Origin of the sequence: Mycolicibacterium moriokaense, assembly GCF_010726085.1 — a bacterium.
GTDB classification, from domain to species: Bacteria; Actinomycetota; Actinomycetes; order Mycobacteriales; family Mycobacteriaceae; genus Mycobacterium; species Mycobacterium moriokaense.
Map to the genome: position 1 here is coordinate 4,340,744 of NZ_AP022560.1, position 19,890 is coordinate 4,360,633.

Consider the following 19,890-nt stretch of genomic DNA (forward strand, 5'->3'; position numbering starts at 1 on the left):
GCGAGACCTAACACGCCGAAATCACTTAACTAACCCCGACCAATTCTTGGCCGCGCATGCGCTGACTGATCACCGCGGTGATGCCGTCGTCGCGCATCGTCACGCCGTACAGCGCGTCGGCGATCTCCATCGTCGGCTTCTGGTGCGTGATGACGAGCAGCTGCGACTGGCTACGCAGTTGTTCGAACAGCCCCAGCAGCCGGCGCAAGTTCACGTCGTCGAGTGCGGCCTCCACCTCGTCCATGACGTAGAACGGCGACGGTCGGGCGCGGAAGATGGCCACCAGCATCGCGACGGCCGTCAGCGACTTCTCACCGCCGGACAGCAGCGAGAGCCGCTTGATCTTCTTGCCCGGCGGGCGGGCCTCGACCTCGATGCCGGTGGTGAGCATGTCGTCGGGATTGGTGAGCAGCAGCCGACCCTCGCCGCCGGGGAACAGCGCCGAGAACACTTGCTGGAACTCACGTTCCACGTCGGCGTACGCCTCGGTGAAGACCTGAAGAATGCGTGCGTCGACATCGTCGATGACGTCGAGCAGGTCCTTGCGGGCCGCCTTGACGTCCTCCAGTTGGGTGGACAGGAAGTTGTACCGTTCCTCGAGCGCCGCGAACTCCTCCAGCGCCAGCGGGTTCACTCGACCCAACTCGTTGAGTTCCCGCTCGGCCTTCTTGGCGCGACGTTCCTGCGTCGCCCGGTCGAACGGCATGGGCGCGGGCATCGTCACCTGTTCGCCGCGTTCCTTCGCCTGCTCGTACTCGGCCATCTCCAGTTCGGACGGGGGCAGCGGCACGTCGGGGCCGTACTCGGCGACGAGGTCGTCGGCTGCCATCCCGAAGCTCTCGAGGATGTGCTCCTCGAGTTGTTCGATACGGAGCGCCGCTTGAGCTTTCGCGATCTCGTCACGGTGCAGGGCGTCGGTGAGCGACGCGATCTTGGCGCCGATCTCGTTGACCTCTTCGCGCGCCTTCGCCAGCGCTGCGGCCCGATGCTGACGCTCGGCGGCAACGTTGTCGCGCACCCGCGACGCATGAGCCACCGCCGCGCTGAGCCGCTCCGCCACCAGACGACCGGACTCCGCAACCGCCGCGGCAACCGCGGCGGCGTGTACACGCGCCTCCCGTGCCCGTTGTGCGCGCAACCGGGCCTCACGCTCGGCGGCGGCGGCCCTGCGCAGCGAATCCGCCTGACCGCGAACGGCGTTCGCACGCTCTTCCGCCGTGCGCACTGCCAGTCGCGCCTCGACCTCGGCCGCCCGCGCCGCCTCGGCCGCCGCCATCGTCGCCTGCCGATCGACGGGTTCGGATTCGAACGTCGGCTCCTGCTGCGCGTTGTGCAGCCGCTGCTCGAGTTCGGCGAGCTCCTCAACGGTCTGACTGCGCACGGCCTCGAGTTCGTTGCGCTGCTGGATCAGCCGCTGCCATTCGTCCTCGGTGGCGCGGGCGTCCTGGCCGAGTCGGCCGAGCTGCTCGTAGACCGCGGAGATCGCCGCGTCGGACTCGTTGAGCGCGGCCAGGGCCTGCTCGGCGGCGTCCTGCCGGGCGGCCTGCTCCTCCAGTGCGCCGGCCAACGCGGCGGACAGCTCGCCGACCTGCTTTTCCGCCTCGGCGAGCTCGGCTCTGGCCTTCTCGACCTCCGACGTGATCTCCAGCGTGCTGGGCTTGCGGTCGGATCCGCCGCTGACCCAGCCGGCGCCGACGAGGTCACCGTCGACAGTGACCGCCTTCAGGTGCGGGCGGGCCGCGACCAGGTCGAGCCCCACTGAAAGGTCACGGACCACCACAACGCCCGACAGCAGAGCGTTGATCGCCCCTTGCAGCCGCTGCGGTGTATCGACCAGGTCGAGCGCCCACAACGCGCCCTCGGGCGGGGTGCCGGTGTTCGGGACGGAGTGGTGCGGCCAGTCACCGAGGACGATGGCCGCCCGGCCACCGTCGGACTGCTTCAGTGCGTCGACGGCCGCACGCGCGGCGACCGAATTCTCGGCGGCGACCGCATCCGCGGCCGCACCAAGGACGGCCGCGATCGCCACCTCATAACCCGGGCGCACCTTGACCAGATTGGCGATCGAGCCGAAAAGCCCTGAGCCACTGTGGTGTTTCTGCAACCAGGCCGCGCCGTCCTTGCGGTCCAGGCCCACGGACAGCGCTTCGATGCGGGCACGCAGCGAGGCGACCTGGCGTTCGGCGCTGCGCTCGGCGGCCTGCAATTCGGCGACGCGCTCGTCGGCGAGCCGCAGCGCGGCGACCGTCCGATCGTGGTGCTCGTCGAGGCCGACCTCACCCGCATCGAGTTCACCGACCCGGCCCTGCACGATCTCGAACTCGGCCTGAGTCTGCTGAGCCTTGGCCGCGGCCTCCTCGATCCCCGTCGTCAGCCGCGCGACGGTTTCGTCGATCGACTCGACCCGGGTGCGCATCGTGTCGACCTGGCCGGCCAGCCGGGCCAAGCCCTCACGGCGATCGGCCTCGGCGCGGGCGGCGGCCAGATGCGCGCGCTCGGCTTCGGCGGCCACACCCTCGCGTTCGCTGAGCTCGGCGCGCGCGGCCTCCAAGCGGGCTCGCGATTCCTCGAGCGCGGCGAGCAGCCGGCGTTCCTGGGCGGCGACCTCCTCCGCCTGGGCTTCCAGGGCGTCGGGGTCGGGGCCGGTGGAGGCTTCGGGCTCGGTGTCCAGGTGCTGCGCGCGCTCGCTGGCGATACGGACCGTGGCGCTGACGCGTTCGGCCAGCGCCGACAGCGAAAACCAGGTCTGCTGAGCAGCTTCCGCGCGTTCGCTGAGGCTGCCGACCGCCGCCTCATGGGTGTTGAGCTCGACGGTGCGGGCCTCGAGGCGGGCCGCCAGCTCGTCGTGCTCGCGTCGCAGCGTCGTCTCGGTCTGATTGGTGTTCTCGAACTCGGCCTTACGGGTGACCAGATCGTCGGCGGCCAAGCGCAGCCGGGCGTCGCGCAGGTCCGCCTGGATGGTCTGGGCGCGACGGGCCATCTCGGCCTGCCTGCCGAGGGGCTTGAGCTGACGCCGCAGCTCCGTCGTCAGGTCGGTCAGTCGCGCGAGATTGGCCGACATCGACTCGAGCTTGCGGACCGCCTTTTCCTTGCGCTTGCGGTGCTTGAGGACGCCCGCGGCCTCCTCGATGAACGCACGCCGGTCCTCCGGGCGCGATTCGAGGATCTCGGAGAGCTTGCCCTGCCCGACGATCACGTGCATCTCGCGACCGATGCCCGAGTCGGACAGCAGTTCCTGGACATCCATCAAACGGCAACTGGTGCCGTTGATTTCGTATTCGCTGCCGCCGTCGCGAAACATCCGCCGGGTGATCGACACCTCGGAGTACTCGATCGGCAGCGAGTTGTCGGAGTTGTCGATCGTGACGGTGACCTCGGCGCGGCCCAGCGGCGGACGCGACGATGTGCCGGCGAAGATGACGTCTTCCATCTTCCCGCCGCGCAGCGTCTTTGCCCCCTGCTCGCCCATCACCCACGTGAGCGCGTCGACCACATTCGACTTGCCGGAGCCGTTGGGTCCCACGACACAGGTGATGCCTGGCTCGAAGCGCAGAGTCGTCGGCGAAGCAAACGACTTGAAGCCCTTCAGGGTCAGACTCTTGAGGTGCACAACGCGCCACACTACCGTCGCGCGGGCTAACGCTCGATGAACCCCGATAGCGTTTCGCCCACTTCGGACCAATCGGCGATGACTTTGTCGACACGGCCGGGCGCTTTCCCGCTTTGTAGCAGCTCAAGGAGCTTTTCGCAGTCCCGCCGCGGACCCTGAGCGACCACCTGGACGCGGCCATCGGGCCGGTTGGACGCGTACCCGGTCAGCCCTAGCTCCAGGGCGCGGGAGCGGGTCCACCACCGGAAGCCGACTCCCTGGACGTGGCCGTGCACCCACGCGGTGAGTCGTACCTCAGCTAACTCCTGCATCATTGACCTCAAACGTCACTTTGGTACCGGATTTCAGGGTCCGGCCCACGGTGCAGACCTGATCGATGGCCCGCTCGACGACCGTGAGTACCCGCGCCCTCTCGTCCTCCGACAGGGCGGACAGGTCGAGCTCCATGCGCTCCTCGAGCAGCGGGTAGCGCTCTTGCTCGCGGTCGGGCGGCCCGGACACCCGGATGGTGGTCGCGTAGTCCTCGCCGAGTCGTCGCTGAAGTGGCGCGTCGCTGGCCATCCCGCTGCAGGCCGCCAGCGCGATCTTCAGCAGCTCGCCGGGGGTGAAGACGCCCTCGACGTCCTCGTTGCCGACGAGGACCTGCGCGCCGCGAGAGCTACGCCCGGTATAGCTGCGCACACCGGTGCGCTCAACCCAGAGTTCCGTCATGACCTATTTCTACAACTCGTCGCGAAATGGAATTCCAGCAGGGAAAGTTCAAGTAGAGGCCTGCTGGAATTCAATTTCGCGCGGAAATCAGGCCCGACGGACGCGCGGTCGCGGTTGGCATTTCGGGCAATAGAACGACGAGCGGTTCATGAACTTCTCGCGTCGCATCACCGCACCGCAGCGCCGGCACGGCTCACCTTCGCGGCCGTAGGCATCCAGTGATCGCTCGAAGTACCCGGACTCGCCGTTGACGTTCACGTACAGCGAGTCGAACGACGTTCCGCCCTGACCGAGCGCCTCCGTCATCACCTCGGCCGCCGCGTCGAGCACCGCGCCCAGCTGTGTGCGCGTCAGCGACGACGCCAACCGCGCGCCGTTGATCCTCGCCCGCCACAGCGCCTCGTCGGCGTAGATGTTGCCGATACCCGACACCACGGTCTGGTCGAGCAGCTGCCGCTTGATCTCGGAGTGCTTGCGCCGCAACACCGTAATGACGCCCTCGCGGTCGAACTTCGGGTCAAGCGGATCACGAGCGAGATGCGCGACCGGCACCGGGACATCGGTGCCGTCAACGGTGACCATGTCGGCGAGCATCCACCCGCCGAACGTGCGCTGGTCCACGAAGCTCAGCGCGGTGCCGTCGTCCAGCAGCACCGCGATGCGCAGATGATCCTCCCGCGGCAAAGGGCCGAGCAGCATCTGTCCACTCATCCCCAGATGGACGACGAGCGCCGATCCGTCGTCAAGCGTCAGCCACAGGTACTTCCCCCGCCGCCCCGTGCCGACGATCCGTGAATTCAGCAGCCGTGCAGTCAAATCGGCGGGGCCGGCCTCGTGACGCCGCACCGCGCGCGGATGGTGCACCCGCACCGCGGTGATGGTCTTGCCGACGACGTGCGCGTCCAGCCCTCGACGTACAACTTCGACTTCGGGAAGTTCAGGCATCTACATCGGAAGCGGATTCGAGCGCATTCCATGCCGCCGCGGCGGCCTTGAGCTCGGCCTCTTTCTTCGTGCGGCCGACACCCTTGCCGTACTCCGTGTCGGCGACGACGACCGTCGCGGTGAATTCCTTGTCGTGGTCGGGACCCGTCGACGTCACCACATACGTCGGCGCACCCATGCCGCGGGATGCGGTGAGCTCCTGCAGGCTGCTCTTCCAGTCCAGCCCCGCGCCCAGTGTCGGCGCGGTGTCCAACAGCGACGCGAACAGCCGCAGAATCACTTCTCGCGCGGTGGCGATCCCGTGCGCCAAATAGATTGCGCCGAGCAGAGATTCGACACCGTCGGCGAGGATGCTGGCCTTGTCGGCGCCGCCGGAGTTCTCCTCGCCCTTGCCGAGCAACAGATACGCGCCGAGTCCGGCGTCTGACAGCTCGCGACCCACGTCGGCCAGCGCATGGGTATTGACGATGCTGGCCCGCAGCTTCGCCAGATCCCCTTCGCTGCGATCGGGATGGCGGTGGTAGAGCTCCTCGGTGATGGTGAGCCCGAGTACCGCGTCGCCGAGAAACTCGAGGCGCTCGTTGGTGGGCAGGCCGCCGTTCTCGTAGGAGTAGCTGCGGTGCGTGAGTGAGATGGTGAGAAGGTCTTCGGGCAGATCGACACCCAGCGCCTCCAAGAGCGGCGCGCGGTCAGTCACGGGTGTCCTCGTCGAACATGCCGGCCAGCTTCGCCCACCGCGGATCGAGCTTCTCGTGCTGGTGTCCGGGCTCGGCCGTCGCCAGCGGCACCCCGCAGTCGGGGCACAACCCGATGCAGTCCGCGGTGCACAACGGCGCAAAGGGCAGAGCCAACCCGACGGCGTCGATGATCGGCTGCTCGAGATCGACGGCGTCGGCACCACCGACCTTGCTGACGCGTCCGACCTCGTCGGCCTCGGTCGTCTCGTCGGTGGCGCTGTCCGGATAGGCGAACAGCTCGGTGAGGTCGATGTCGACGTGCCCGGTGATCGCCGTCAGACAGCGCGCACACTCGCCCGTCGTGGGCGCCGAGACCGTGCCGGAAACCAGCACACCTTCGGAGACGGACTCGATGCGCAGATCGAGGTCGAGCGGCGCGTCCTCGGCGATGGCGATGAGATCCAGCCCGATACGCACCGGGCTGGCGACGGTCTCGGCGACGGTCATCATCGAGCCCGGCCTGCGTCCCAGCCTGGAGATATTCAGCACAAGCGGCGACCCCGATGCCCGCCGGGCAGGCGCATTCGCATGGGTCGCCATAAATATCGATCTTACGGCGACCTCGCGGGACTAGCGGGTGGCGTAGTCGTGTGTACCCGCGGCGGTGCGCAGCTGATGCCGACCACGGCCCACCGAGCGGAGCGTCCCGTTGAGGAAGTCCTCGAATTCGGCCAGCTTGTTGTCGACGTAGATGTCACACTCGCCGCGCAACCGGTCCGCCTCGGCGTGGGCCGCGTCGATGAGGCGGGTGGCCTCCAACGTGGCGGTCTGGACGATCTCGGTCTGCGCGACCAGGCGCTGCTGCTCCTTGATGCCCTCCTGCACGGCCTTCTCGTAGGCGAGGTTGCCGTTCTCGATGAGCCGGTCGGCCTCGGTCTTGGCGCGTCCCGTGCTCGCCTCGTACTCCCGCTTGGCGGTGGCGGCCAGGCGCGCGGCCTCCTCACGGGCCTCGGCGACCATGCGCTCGCTGTGCTGACGAGCCTCGGCGACCATGCGGTCAGCCTGCGACTTCGCGTCCGCGAGCAGTCGGTCCGCCTCCGCCCTGGCGTGGTTGACCAGCGAGTCCGCCTCGGCGGCCGCCGCGGAGACCGTCGAGGTCGAATGCTCCTTGGCCTCCCTCAGCAACGTATCGCGGGCGTCCAGCACATCCTGGGCGTCGTCGAGTTCACCGGGGATCGCGTCCTTGATGTCGTCGATCAACTCCAGGACATCGCCGCGGGGCACCACGCAGCCGGCGGTCATGGGCACACCGCGTGCTTCTTCCACAATCGCGCCCAATTCGTCGAGCGCCTCAAATACTCGGTACACGGCAACACCCTCCAGGCATAGTTGACAGTTACCAGTGTGCCTGGTGTTACGCCTGTGACTCAGCTACCGACTCGGTGTGTCGCGTCCAGGCTGATAATTTCTGCGCCACCGCTTCCCCAGGCCGCAGGTCCGTCTGCGTTTCGCCGGGAACATTATGTCAACACGCCGAAGCGGCGGCCCCATACGTGGGGCTCGACGGTGAATCTCGTGGGATTCACCGTCGCGGGATGCGGACTAGCGGACCGCCGCGGCGATCGCGTCGCGCGCCCGATCGAGCATCGATGCGAACGGACCCGCGATGAAGTTCGCCTTGGCGCTCTCCACGCCTGCGTGCGGACGGGTGGGCGCGATGGCCTGCGCCGCCAGCACCGCCTTCGCCATCCGGCCGCGATCGTCTGCCGAGAGCTTGTTCTCGAGCTTGGTGAACTCCTCGTTCTCCTCGTGCTCGGCATGGTCGATGACGGCGTCGCGGAACTTCGCGAGCTCGTCGAGGAACTCCTTCGAATCGATGTCCATGCCCTCGAGCGCCGACAGCATCTTCTTGGCCTCGTGCTCCTCGGCCAGGCGCGCGTCGACGATCTCGTCGCCCTTGGCCGCCTCGTGACGGACCCGCGGGTGGACCACCATCTCCTCGGCGGTCTCGTGCACGGCCAGCAACTGGCGCAGGTCGACGAAGGCTTCCTCGCGCGCCTTCGCGTCCGAGGCGCTGAACACCTCGTCGAACATGTCCTTGATCAGGTTGTGCTGATCCTTGAGGAACTTCACGACGTCATCGGTGGACTGAACAAACGTCTCAACCACGGCAAAACCTCCAAAACTCATGGGAATTAGTTAGGGCGCAATGGGCTGTGCGCCGCCTTCTACCTACCCCGTGAGCGAGGTGCTTAACCCTTGAGCTTGGCCTGAAGCCGCACGTTGACGGGCTCGGGCAGCAGATGGGAGACGTCGCCGCCGAGCGTCGCGACCTCCTTCGCCAGCGACGACGATACGAACGAATACGTCGGCGTCGTCGCGACGAAGAACGTGTCGACGCCCGCGATGTGCTTGTTCATCTGCGCCATCTGGAGTTCGTATTCGAAGTCGGTCCCCGTGCGCAGACCCTTGACGATCGCGGTCAGGCCGCGGCTCTTGACGAAGTCGACGACCAGTCCCTCGCCGGACTCCGCGCGCAGATTCGGCAGGTGTGCCGTGGACTCCTCGATCATCGCGATGCGCTCGTCGAGGGTGAACATCCCCTTCTTGTTGGGATTGATCAGGACCGCCACGACGACCTCATCGAACTGGGCCGCCGCGCGCTCGAAGATGTCGACATGGCCGAGGGTTACCGGGTCGAAGGAACCCGGGCATACGGCGCCGCTCATGGGGGAAGACGGTACAGGGCAGCGGGCCAACTACCGAGCAACGGCGGTGTCGTCGAATTCGGCGAGTTCCAGCCGGGTGTCGCCGTATGTGCGCGACGACCACACCTGCCATCCGTCCGGCCACGTCAGTTCCGGAGCCGACGCCGGGCGTTCGATGACGGCGACGGTCCCGGCGGTCGTCCACCCGGCTTGTGTCAGCGTCGCGAGCACGGATTCGATCTCGACACCGTCGACCTCGTAGGGCGGGTCGGCGAGCACCAGGTCGACGGGCCGCGCGACGGCCGAGGCCAATACCGACGTGACGGCACCGCGCCGCACCGTCGTACCCATGACACCAAGCGCCGCGATGTTCTTGTCGATGACGCTCACGGCGCGTGGGTCGGATTCCACGAACGTCGCCGACACCGCACCGCGCGACATCGCTTCCAGGCCAAGCGCCCCCGATCCGGCGTACAGATCGAGCACCGCGATTCCGTCGAGATCCATTCGGGCCGTCAGGAGATTGAACAGCGATTCCCGTACTCGATCGGTGGTGGGGCGGGTTCCGGTGCGCGGCACCGTGATTCGCCGTCCACCCAGGTCGCCTGCGACGATGCGGGTCAGCTGACCACCACCAGGAGGTCGCCGCCTTCGACTTGTGCGGTGGCCGACACGGCGACGCGGGTGACCTCGCCGGCTTTGGGCGCGGTGATCGCGGCCTCCATCTTCATCGCCTCGATCGTGGCGATCGTCTGTCCCGCCTCGACCTTGTCGCCGGTTTCCACCCCGACGGTCACCACACCGGCGAAGGGGGCCGCGACGTGATCGGGGTTGGACCGGTCGGCCTTCTCGGCGGCGGGGACCTCGCTGGCGATGCTGTTGTCGCGCACCAACACCGGGCGCAGCTGGCCGTTGAAGATACACATCACCGTGCGCATACCGCGTTCGTCGGGATCGGAGATCGCCTCGAGCCCGATCAGCAGCTCCACACCCTTCTCGAGGCGCACCCGGTGTTCCTCACCCTGGCGCAGCCCGTAGAAGAACTGGTTGGCCGACAAGCCGGAGGTATCGCCGTACAGCTCCCGATGCGCCTCGAACTCCTTGGTGGGCCCCGGGAACAACAACCGGTTCAGTGTGGCTTGGCGGGCCTGCCCCGGTGTCGCCAGCGCCGCCTCATCCTCAGCGGCCAGCTCTTCCGGGGGTCGGGCCGGGGCGCGCCCGGCCAACGCCTTGGTGCGCAACGGTTCGGGCCAGCCACCTGGCGGGTCTCCGAGCTCACCGCGCAGGAACCCGATCACCGAATCCGGGATGTCGAAGCGCGCCGGGTCAGCGGCGAACTCGTCGGCGCTGACCCCTGCCCCCACCAGGGCCAGCGCCAGGTCTCCGACTACTTTGCTCGACGGCGTCACCTTTACCAGGCGGCCTAAAATACGGTCCGCCGCAGCGTAATTGGCCTCGATGTCCTCGAACCGATCCCCCAGCCCCAACGCAATCGCCTGCTGACGCAGGTTCGACAACTGACCACCGGGGATCTCATGGTGATACACCCGCCCTGTCGGCGCCGGCAGTCCCGACTCGAACGGCGCATACACCTTGCGCACCGCCTCGAAGTACGGCTCCAAATCACACACCGCCGACAACGACACCCCCGTGTCGAACTCGGTATGCGCCGCCGCAGCGACAATCGAGCTCAGCGCCGGCTGACTCGTGGTGCCCGCCAGCGGTGCTGAGGCCCCATCGACCGCATCCGCGCCGGCCTGCCAGGCCGCCACATACGTCGCCAACTGCCCACCCGGAGTGTCGTGGGTGTGCACATGCACCGGCAGATCGAACCGGCTACGCAGCGCACCCACCAACACCGAAGCCGCCTGCGGACGCAGCAACCCCGCCATGTCCTTGATCGCCAACACATGCGCCCCGGCGTCGACGATCTGCTCGGCCAGCTTCAAGTAGTAGTCCAACGTGTAGAGGTTCTCCCCCGGATCGGAGAGATCCCCGGTGTAGCTCATCGCCACCTCGGCGATCGACGTGCCGGTCTCGCGCACCGCGTCGATAGCCGGGCGCATCGACTCCACGTTGTTCAACGCGTCGAAGATGCGATAGATATCGATCCCCGTCGCGGTGGCCTCCTCGATGAACGCCTTGGTCACCGACTCCGGATACGGCGTGTAGCCCACCGTGTTTCGCCCACGCAGCAGCATCTGCAGACAGATGTTGGGCATCGCCTCACGCAGCGCGGCCAGCCGCTCCCACGGGTCTTCTTTCAAGAACCGAAGCGCCACATCGTAAGTCGCGCCACCCCAGCACTCCACCGACAACAACTGCGGGGTCATCCGCGCGATGTAGGGCGCCACCATCACCAGACCGTTGGTGCGTAACCGGGTCGCCAACAACGACTGATGCGCATCGCGGAACGTCGTGTCCGTCAGCCCGACCGCCTTGGATTCCCGCATCCACGCCGCAAACCCTTCGGGCCCCAGCTGCGTCAACCGCTGCTTGGATCCCGGCGGCGGTGGCGCCGACACATCGATATCGGGCAACTTGTCCTGCGCATACACCGTCGACGGTCGCGGACCATGCGGCTGATTCACCGTCACATCAGCCAGATAGTTCAGGATCTTCGTACCCCGGTCCGCCGGGGTGTGCGCCGTCAGCAGATACGGGCGGTCGTCGATGAACGACGTCGTGATCCGACCGGCACGGAAGTCCGGATCGTTGACCACCGCCAACAAGAACGGGATGTTCGTCGACACCCCACGCACCCGAAACTCCGCCAACGCACGCCGAGACCGCGCGACCGCCGCCGCGTAATCGCGTCCACGGCAGGTCAGCTTCACCAACAGCGAGTCGAAATGTGCTCCGATCTCGGCGCCCAAATGCGTTGCGCCGTCGAGGCGGATGCCCGCACCACCCGGTGACCGATAGCTCGTGATGCGCCCGGTGTCCGGTCGAAAACCGTTCGCCGGGTCCTCGGTGGTGATCCGGCACTGCACGGCAAAGCCCCGTGGCGCCGGCAATCCGTCCTGGCTCAGCCCAAGGTCTTCCAGGGTCTCGCCATCGGCGATGCGTAACTGACTGGCCACCAGGTCGACGTCGGTGATCTCCTCGGTGACGGTGTGCTCGACCTGGATGCGCGGATTCATCTCGATGAACACATAGTGACCGCGCTCGTCGAGCAGGAACTCGACGGTGCCCGCGTAGGTGTAGTCGATCTGGCGCGCGAAAGCGACCGCGTCAGCACAGATCTTGTCGCGCAACTCGGGCGCCAGATTCGGTGCCGGCGCCAACTCGATCACCTTCTGATGGCGGCGCTGCACGCTGCAGTCCCGCTCGAACAGATGCATGATGTTGCCGTGCCGGTCGGCCAGGATCTGCACCTCGATATGGCGCGGGTTCAGCACTGCCTGTTCGAGATAGACCATGGGATCGCCGAATGCCGACTCGGCCTCGCGGCTGGCCGCTTCGATGGCCTCGGGCAGCGCGGACGCATCGGTCACCCGCCGCATGCCGCGTCCACCACCGCCCGAAACAGCCTTGACGAACAACGGGAATTCCATGTCCGCCGACGCCGCCACCAACTCGTCGACGGACGAGGACGGCGCCGACGACGTCAGCACCGGCAGGCCCGCATCCCGTGCGGCGGCGATGGCTCTGGCCTTATTACCCGTCAGCTCGAGGATTTCCGCGCTCGGACCGATGAACGTGATACCCGCCTCCGCGCACGCCGCGGCCAATTGCGGATTCTCCGACAGAAAGCCGTAACCCGGATAGACGGCGTCGGCGCCCGCTTGCCGTGCGACGCGGATGATCTCGTCGACGGACAGGTAGGCCCGGACCGGGTGACCCGTCTCGCCGATCTGATACGACTCGTCGGCCTTCAGCCGGTGCTGGGAGTTGCGGTCCTCGTGGGCGTACACCGCGATGGTCGTGATGCCCATCTCATAGGCGGCCCGGAAAGCTCGGATCGCGATCTCACCACGATTGGCCACCAGGACCTTGGAAATCACGCGCTGCGCCCCCGTCGTCGTCTAGAGCAGTGTGGACCAGTAGTCCCAGAAGCGCACCAGGATGAGCAGGAGCACCCCGGTGAACCACAACGCCACCAACGACCAGCGCAGCGAATGCAATAGGTGCACAACACTGTTGGACGTCGCAGAGCCCGCGGCGACCCACGTCGCGACGACGAACAGCGGAATCGTCACGGCCCACACCACCATGCAGTACGGGCACAGCGCGCCGATGCTGTAGAGGCTCTGCCACGCCAGCCAGTGCACGAATGCGGTGCCGAGCAGACTGCCGATCGCCAACCCGGTCCAGTACCAGCGTGGGAGCGCGACCTTGGCAACCGCGAGTATTCCGGTGACCAGCACGACGGTGAACGACACGATGCCGATGAGCGAGTTCGGAAAACCGAACAGAGATGCCTGCGGGGTGATCATCACCGATCCACACGACAGCACCGGGTTGATGCTGCAGGTCGGCACATAGTCGGGGTTGATCAGGATCTCGATCTTCTCGACCGTGAGCGTCAGCGACGCCGTAAGGCCGAGCACCCCGGCGATCAGCACCCAGATGGCGCTGGGCCTGCCGACCGCAGCACCCGCCGACCGTGTCGAGGCTGCTTCGCTCGGTTCCACGGTGCTGGGTGCGGCGACGGTCATGGCTTCGGCGCCGGCGCGGGTGTGGGAGGAACGAGCGTCTTGGGATCGGCGGCCGGCGGCGGTGCGCCGGCGTCGAGCGCAGGCACGTTGCCGACGATCTCCTCGATCTTGGTGATCAATGCGTCAGGAGTCGTGGGGTTGTAGTCCTCGCCGTTGATGCGGATGGTCGGCGTGGCCTTCACCTTGGAGGCCTCGGCCAATCCCGACACCATGTCGGAGTTGGTCCCCTTGTTGATGCACTCGGGGACCTGCCCGCCGGCGCCTGCCTGGCGCGCGACTTCGATCAGCCGGGCGTTGTCGGGGAACGGACCGACGCCCTCTTCGGGCTGCTGGGCGTACAGCGCGGCGTGGAAGCGGCGGAACGCATCGATCGAATCACCTGCGACGCAGTACGCCGCGTTGGCCGCGCGCGTCGAGTACCCCTGGCCCTGACGGTCCAGGATCGAGACCATGTAATAGTCGGCGGCGACGGCCCCGGAATCGATCAGCTTGTTGACGGTGGGCCCGAAGTTCTGCTCGAAGTTGCGGCAGGCCGGGCACAGGAAGTCCTCGTACAGCGACAGCACGACCTTGGGCTCGTCAGTGCCCTCCTTCTTGATCAACTGCGGCGAGGTGATCCGAATGGATTCGGCTTCGCCCGCGGTCGGCTTGTTGTCGGCCGACAGCACGATGTAGAGCACGATAGCGACGGCGAAGATCACCACGATTGCCGTCAGACCGATCTGAACGGCCAGATTCCGCCTGCGATCGGACGCCTTCAGATCGTATTTAGGTTTCGAAGCCACGCGACAAGAGTACCGGCGGCCTATTCCACGTCCGTCACCTGCGGGCCAGATGGGCGCGCAGCGCCGAAATCGACTCCGCGGTGGCGGTCGCGCTGCCGCCTCCCAGCGCGAACAGGTTGGCGAAACCGTGCACGAGCGAACCGAACTCCCGGTAGTCGACGGCGACGCCCGCCTTGCGCATCGCCTCTGCGTACTGCCTGCCCTCGTCGCGCAACGGGTCGAAGCCGGCGGTCAGCACCAGTGCGGGTGGCAGACCGGAGAAATCGTCGGCGAGCAGCGGCGACACCCGGGGATCGGACGCGTCGACGTCCGCGCCGTCGAGGAACTGGTCGCTGAACCAGTCGATGTCGTTCTTGGTGAGAAAGAACCCCTCGGCGAACAGGATCTGGGAACGCGTCTCGTCGCGGTAGTTCACCACCGGGTAGAAGAGCAGCTGCACGGCGGGCAGGCGTGACGCCTCGGTGCGGGCGCGCATAGCCACGACCGCCGCGAGGTTGCCGCCCGCGCTGTCGCCCCCGACCGCGACGCGGTCCGGGTCGGCGCCCAACTCGGCGGCGTTGTCGAGTGCCCATTGGAAAGCCGCCAGCGCATCGTCGGCACCTGCCGGGGCCTTGTGCTCCGGGGCAAGCCGGTAGTCGACCGACAGCACATGCATCCGCCCCTCCCGGCAGATTTTCCGGCATAGGTCGTCGTGGGTGTCGAGGCTCCCGATGACGTGGCCGCCACCGTGGTAGAAGACGAGCAGCGGGGCTCCGTCGCCGTCGACCGGCCGGTAGTGCCTGGCGCGCATCTCGCCCGCGGGACTGGGGATGGAGAGATTGGTCACCGCGGCGACCGGGATGTGCTGTTTGAAGCTGGCGCTGAGGATCTCGAGGTTGTCCCTGGCGATGGGCACCTCATCGTCGGTCACCAATCCCGTGATGCCGACCGCACGCTGGCCGGCCAGCATCAACTGCAGCGTGGTGTCCAGGGTGTTGCCGTCGATAGTGATGGACTTGCCGCCGAGCATCGCGCGCTTGACCGGGTTCGGGATCCGCGGCAACGCGCGCAGGGTGAAGCCGGCGGCCGAATTGAGGATCGTCTCCTTGCGGCTGAGGACCCGCGGTTGCTGAACTGGCAGACTCTTCGTCATGGCCTCTCCCTTGATCACGCTCAATGACGGTAATGCGATCCCGCAGGTTGGATTCGGCGTTTTTCAGACACCGCCTGAAGAAACCGAACGTGCGGTGAGCATCGCGTTCGAGGCCGGATACCGGCACATCGACACCGCTGCGGCCTACCGTAACGAACGCGGTGTGGGCCAGGCGTTCGCGGCGTCCGGTCTGCCGCGCGAGGACGTGTTCATCACGACGAAGCTGTGGAACTCCGAGCAGGGCTACGACAAGACGCTGAAGGCCTTCGACAAGAGCGCCGAGCGACTCGGTCTCGACTACGTCGACCTCTATCTGATCCACTGGCCGCTGCCGGCGCGCAACACGTTCGTCGACACCTTCAAGGCGTTCGCGCAGCTACGTGATCAAGGTCGCATCCGCTCTATCGGCGTCAGCAACTTCGAGCCCGAGCACCTGAAGATCCTGGTCGACGCCACGGGCATCGTTCCGACCGTCAACCAGATCGAGCTGCATCCCCTGTTCCAACAGCAAGAGCTGCGTGAGGTGCATCAGCGGATGGGCATCGCGACGGAGGCGTGGGCCCCGCTCGGACAGGGTGCGCTGCTGGACAACCCCAAGGTGACCGAGGTCGCCGAACGCCATGGGAAGACACCGGCCCAGGTACTGATTAGGTGGCATATCCAACTCGGCAATATAGTCATCCCGAAGTCGGTGACCCCCGAACGAATTGTGAGTAACTTCGACGTGTTCGATCTTGAACTGAGCGAGGAGGACATGGCGTCCATTTCCTCGCTTGGCGAGGGCGGCAAACGGTTGGGTCCCGATCCACGGACCTTCGATTTCACAGGTTAGGTGTCATGATCCAATCGCCCGGCGCGGTAATCCCGACCGTCGCGCTCAACGACGGCAACAGCCTCCCAGTGATCGGTCTCGGCGTCGGCGAACTCTCCGAGGCCGAAACCGAACAGGCGGTGAGTGCCGCCTTGGAGGCGGGCTACCGGTTGTTCGACACCGCGAAGGCCTACGGAAACGAAGCGGCCGTCGGCCGCGCGATCGCCTCATCGGGGATTCCGCGCGAAGAGCTGTACGTCACCACCAAGCTGGCCACCGATGAACAGGGCTTCCAGGCCTCGCAGGACGCACTGAAGGCCAGCCTGGAACGGCTCGGCCTCGACTACGTCGACCTCTACCTCATCCACTGGCCGGCCGGTAACCCCGACCGGTACGTCGATGCCTGGGGCGGCATGATGAAGCGCAAGCAAGATGGTGACACCAGGTCGATCGGTGTGGCCAACTTCCACGCCGAGGATCTGTCGAACATCATCGACCTGTCGTACTTCCCGCCTGCGGTCAACCAGATCGAGCTGCACCCGCTGCTGAATCAGGCGGAATTGCGTGCGGTCAACGCCGAACACGAGATCGTCACGGAGGCCTACGGCCCGCTGGGTGTCGGCAATCTGTTGGACAACCCGACGATCGGATCCGTGGCGCAGGCGCACGGTAAGACGCCGGCGCAGGTGCTCATCCGGTGGAGCATCCAGCTCGGCAACATCGTCATTCCGCGCTCCAAGTCGCCCGAGCGGATCAAGGAGAACATCGAGGTCTTCGACTTCGAGCTGACCGACGACGAGATGGCCACTCTCAACGGCCTGAACGACGGCACCCGCTTCCGGCCGGATCCCGAAACCTACACGGGTTCCTGACTTTTCAGTTCAGCCGGTTGGGCACGTCGCCGCGGCATCACGCAGCGCCGTGGCCGAAGGCGCGTCGATGGGCAGCGCATACCCGCGCAGCACCTCGATGAACTGAATGGCGTACTGGCACCGGAACGCCGTGTTGGACGGCATCCAACTGGCGGGCTCGCGATCGCCCTTGTCCTGATTGGCCCCGCCGGCCACGGCCAACAGATTCGCCGGATCGTTGGCGAACCTCAGCCGCTGCTCATCGGTCCAGTAACGCGCCCCGAGGTCCCACGCCAGCGCAAGCGGCACGATGTGGTCGATCTGCACCGCCGCGCCGGTCTGTTCGCCTCGCGTGAAGGCGATCTCTGCGTTGGTGTACGGATCGTGCAGCAGACCCGTCGCGACGGCTGTGGGGCATCGCTTTATCGACACGTAGGTCTTGTCGACGAGATCGCGGTCGAGGATGTCGTTGCGAGTGTCGCACCCGTTGTGGCCGCCGGGTGCGGGGTTGTCATCGGTCCAGCTGTCGCCGAACGCATCCCGCCGATAGTCGTAGCCGCGGATGCGCAGCGGTATGACGGCGATACCCGCGAGCGGGTCGACTCCCGGTTCGAGCGTGGGGGTGTCTGCGCTGGCGATGAACTGCGATCGCTCGATCGACGAATGGGTGGCCTGAACGGCGACCAGTACCGCGACGGCAACGATCGCCAGCAGCCACAGCAGACGCTTGCGGTTCACGCCTTTTCCAGATACTCGATGCGGTCGGTGTCGACGAACGGGGCGGCCAACGCCGCCATTCCCGGGTCGTCCGGATTCTTCTCGTAATGCGCATTGCAGAAATCGCGCGCGGTGAGGATGAGATCGAGATGTTCGAAGAGTGACAGGAAACGCAATGTCACGGGACGCCCGGATTGGTTGTAGCCCAACACATCTCCCTCGCGCCGCTCCGCGAGGTCGAGATCGGCGAGTTTGAACCCGTCGAGCGTCGACGCGACGGCCTTGAGGCGCTCCCCCGCCTTCGAACTCTCCGGGAGTTTGGTGACGAGCAGACACAGGCTGGGATGTTCGCCCCGGCCGATGCGACCGCGCAGCTGGTGCAGCTGGCTGATGCCAAAGCGGTCGGCATCCATCACGAGCATCACCGTCGCGTTGGGCACGTCGACACCGACCTCGATGACGGTGGTGCAGACGAGGACATCGATCTCGCCCGCCCGGAACGCGGCCATCACCGCATCCTTCTCGTCGGCCGACAGTCGACCGTGCATGAGCCCGAGCCGCAGTCCCGACAGTGGGCCCTCGCGCAGCCGCTCAAACAGTTCGACGACGGTCGTCGGAGGAGGGCCCTGTTCCTGGGTGCGTTTCTTGGCCGCGCCCTTCTTACCCCCGTTGTCGCCCTCGTCGATGCGGGATGCGACGACGTACGCCTGTCGTCCGGCGGCCACCTCCTCGGTGATCCGTTGCCACGCCCGGTCAAGCCACGTCGGACGTTCCTTGAGGAAGATGGTGTTGGTGGTGATCGGCTGTCGACCCCGCGGCAGTTCGCGCAGCACCGACGTCTCGAGGTCGCCGTAGTGGGTCAGCGCGACGGTGCGCGGTATCGGCGTCGCGGTCATCACGAGCAGGTGCGGGGTGATGCCCTCGGGAGCCTTGGCGCGCAGGCGATCTCGTTGTTCGACGCCGAATCGGTGCTGTTCGTCGACGACGACCATGCCGAGGCGGTGAAACTCGACCGCATCCTGCAGCAGCGCGTGTGTACCGATGACGATGCCCGCTTCACCCGATGCGACTTCCTCGCGCACCTGCTTCTTCTGCTGTGGCGTCATCGATCCCGTCAACAGCGCGACCCGTGTCCCCTTCTCGGCACCGCCGAGCTGCCCCGCCATCGCCAGCGGGCCGAGAACGTCGCGAACCGAGCGGGCATGTTGGGCGGCAAGGACTTCCGTGGGTGCCAACAGCGCACACTGATAGCCCGCGTCGACCATCTGCAGCATCGCCAGCACCGACACGATGGTCTTGCCGGAGCCGACCTCACCCTGCAGCATCCGGTTCATCGGCCGACTCGACGCCAGTTCGGCGGACAGCGTCTCGAGGACTTCCTTTTGGCCTGCCGTCAGTTCGAACGGCATCTGGTGACGCATCGCCGCGACCAGACCGTCGTCGATGGGCTCAGCGACGGGGCCTGCCTCGCTCAACTCGCCGAACCGGCGCTGCGCCAGCGCCCATTGCAGCCCGATGGCCTCGTCATAGGTCAGGCGAGTGATCGCGGCGTCGCGTTCCGACGCCTTTTCGGCAAGGTGGATCGCACGCAGGGCTTGGTCCTCGCCGATCAGATTGTTCTCGCGCAGAAACGATTCCGGCAACGGCTCATCGATGGGATCGAGAACGTCGAGCACCTGGCGCACGCACGCATAGATGTCCCAACTCTGCACCTTGGCGCTGGCCGTGTAGATCGGGAAGAACTCGCGCTCGAAGGCCTTCAGTAGGTCGTCTTCGGTGTCACCCGATGTCGACGCGATGGTCTTGAGTGATTTGGTGCCGATCTGCTTGCCGCCCGGGGCATTCAGCACGAGAAAGGCGGGATGGGTCAATTGCAGTGTGCGGTTGAAGTATCCAACCTCGCCGGACAGCATCACCCGGGTGCCCTTGTCGAGCTTGTCGATCATCCAGTCGGCGTTGAAGAAGGTAGCCGTGACCTCAGGCTTGCGGTGTCCCAGCGTGACGCGGAGCCACTTGCGCGACCGGAACTTCTTCGTCCTCTTGTCGAATTGCGGCTTCATGTCGCCGACATGGGTGGCGGTGATGTGGTCGACGAACGTGACGTGCTCGCCCTCTTCGAATTCGAGTTCGTCACCCTCTCCGAGCACATTCATTCCATCGCTGTACTTGCGCGGGTAGTGCCGCAGCAGGTCGTTGACGGTGCGGATACCGAAGTGCTCTTCCAGCGGAGCGGCGGACTTCTTGCCGATGACGAAGTCGAGCCGGTCGGTCAGCTTGGCCAC

18 protein-coding genes are annotated in these 19,890 nt (G+C 66.3%); 2 read left to right on the plus strand and 16 right to left on the minus strand.

All coding sequences use genetic code 11. The features are described from left to right. Positions 1-25: 25 nt before the first annotated feature. The 14 genes from smc to G6N43_RS21445 all read right to left on the minus strand — a co-directional run bounded on the left by smc (position 26) and on the right by G6N43_RS21445 (position 15,229). Entirely contained in the window at positions 26-3,610 is a 3,585-nt protein-coding gene (smc, locus tag G6N43_RS21380; protein WP_179967905.1) for a chromosome segregation protein SMC, read from the minus strand. A 26-nt stretch (positions 3,611-3,636) separates the two neighbouring features. Further along, positions 3,637-3,921: an acylphosphatase gene (locus G6N43_RS21385; protein WP_083150048.1), complete on the minus strand. Its 285-nt coding sequence runs from the start codon at positions 3,919-3,921 to the stop codon at positions 3,637-3,639. Then, positions 3,905-4,321 (minus strand): OsmC family protein, encoded by a 417-nt coding sequence (locus G6N43_RS21390; RefSeq protein WP_083150005.1) that lies wholly within the window; start codon positions 4,319-4,321, stop codon positions 3,905-3,907. The genes G6N43_RS21385 and G6N43_RS21390 overlap by 17 nt, the downstream gene beginning before the upstream one ends. 87 nt (positions 4,322-4,408) lie before the next feature. After that, positions 4,409-5,266 (minus strand): DNA-formamidopyrimidine glycosylase, encoded by an 858-nt coding sequence (gene mutM / locus G6N43_RS21395; RefSeq protein ID WP_083150006.1) that lies wholly within the window; start codon positions 5,264-5,266, stop codon positions 4,409-4,411. Further along, a complete protein-coding gene (gene rnc, locus G6N43_RS21400; RefSeq protein ID WP_083150007.1) occupies positions 5,259-5,963 on the minus strand; it encodes a ribonuclease III in 705 nt (234 codons plus the stop codon). Before rnc ends, mutM begins: the two co-directional genes overlap by 8 nt. Beyond that, the gene (locus G6N43_RS21405) at positions 5,956-6,543 is read right to left on the minus strand and encodes a YceD family protein (RefSeq protein WP_083150008.1); all 588 of its coding nucleotides are present in this window, start codon (positions 6,541-6,543) and stop codon (positions 5,956-5,958) included. The genes rnc and G6N43_RS21405 overlap by 8 nt, the downstream gene beginning before the upstream one ends. Positions 6,544-6,573: 30 nt before the next feature. Beyond that, positions 6,574-7,311, minus strand: a complete 738-nt coding sequence (sepIVA, locus tag G6N43_RS21410; protein WP_083150009.1) for a cell division protein SepIVA — start codon at positions 7,309-7,311, stop codon at positions 6,574-6,576. A 234-nt stretch (positions 7,312-7,545) separates the two neighbouring features. Beyond that, positions 7,546-8,112: a hemerythrin domain-containing protein gene (locus G6N43_RS21415; protein WP_083150010.1), complete on the minus strand. Its 567-nt coding sequence runs from the start codon at positions 8,110-8,112 to the stop codon at positions 7,546-7,548. Between the two features lie 83 nt (positions 8,113-8,195). Then, complete coding sequence (gene coaD, locus G6N43_RS21420; RefSeq protein WP_083150011.1) at positions 8,196-8,672, minus strand: pantetheine-phosphate adenylyltransferase; 477 nt, start codon at positions 8,670-8,672, stop codon at positions 8,196-8,198. A 30-nt stretch (positions 8,673-8,702) separates the two neighbouring features. Next, positions 8,703-9,275: a 16S rRNA (guanine(966)-N(2))-methyltransferase RsmD gene (rsmD, locus tag G6N43_RS21425; protein ID WP_083150049.1), complete on the minus strand. Its 573-nt coding sequence runs from the start codon at positions 9,273-9,275 to the stop codon at positions 8,703-8,705. Further along, the gene (locus G6N43_RS21430) at positions 9,272-12,658 is read right to left on the minus strand and encodes a pyruvate carboxylase (RefSeq protein ID WP_083150012.1); all 3,387 of its coding nucleotides are present in this window, start codon (positions 12,656-12,658) and stop codon (positions 9,272-9,274) included. Before G6N43_RS21430 ends, rsmD begins: the two co-directional genes overlap by 4 nt. A gap of 21 nt (positions 12,659-12,679) precedes the next feature. Next, the gene (locus G6N43_RS21435) at positions 12,680-13,312 is read right to left on the minus strand and encodes a vitamin K epoxide reductase family protein (RefSeq protein WP_083150013.1); all 633 of its coding nucleotides are present in this window, start codon (positions 13,310-13,312) and stop codon (positions 12,680-12,682) included. Next, positions 13,309-14,097, minus strand: coding sequence for a DsbA family protein (locus tag G6N43_RS21440; RefSeq protein WP_083150014.1), 789 nt, complete (start codon positions 14,095-14,097; stop codon positions 13,309-13,311). Before G6N43_RS21440 ends, G6N43_RS21435 begins: the two co-directional genes overlap by 4 nt. Before the next feature lie 34 nt (positions 14,098-14,131). Continuing rightward, positions 14,132-15,229 carry an alpha/beta hydrolase gene (locus G6N43_RS21445; protein ID WP_083150015.1) on the minus strand — a complete coding sequence of 366 codons (1,098 nt, stop codon included), beginning with the start codon at positions 15,227-15,229 and terminating at the stop codon, positions 14,132-14,134. On the opposite strand from G6N43_RS21445, the gene G6N43_RS21450 reads away from it, so the two are divergent. Continuing rightward, a complete protein-coding gene (locus tag G6N43_RS21450; RefSeq protein ID WP_083150016.1) occupies positions 15,228-16,061 on the plus strand; it encodes an aldo/keto reductase in 834 nt (277 codons plus the stop codon). The genes G6N43_RS21445 and G6N43_RS21450 overlap by 2 nt on opposite strands. Positions 16,062-16,066: 5 nt before the next feature. After that, positions 16,067-16,912 carry an aldo/keto reductase gene (locus G6N43_RS21455; protein ID WP_083150017.1) on the plus strand — a complete coding sequence of 282 codons (846 nt, stop codon included), beginning with the start codon at positions 16,067-16,069 and terminating at the stop codon, positions 16,910-16,912. Positions 16,913-16,921: 9 nt separating this feature from the next. Here the strand turns inward: G6N43_RS21455 and G6N43_RS21460 are convergent, their stop codons facing one another. Both G6N43_RS21460 and recG read right to left on the minus strand, forming a co-directional pair. After that, positions 16,922-17,629: an HNH endonuclease family protein gene (locus G6N43_RS21460; protein ID WP_083150018.1), complete on the minus strand. Its 708-nt coding sequence runs from the start codon at positions 17,627-17,629 to the stop codon at positions 16,922-16,924. Then, positions 17,626-19,890 carry an ATP-dependent DNA helicase RecG gene (gene recG, locus G6N43_RS21465; RefSeq protein ID WP_083150019.1) on the minus strand — a complete coding sequence of 755 codons (2,265 nt, stop codon included), beginning with the start codon at positions 19,888-19,890 and terminating at the stop codon, positions 17,626-17,628. The genes G6N43_RS21460 and recG overlap by 4 nt, the downstream gene beginning before the upstream one ends.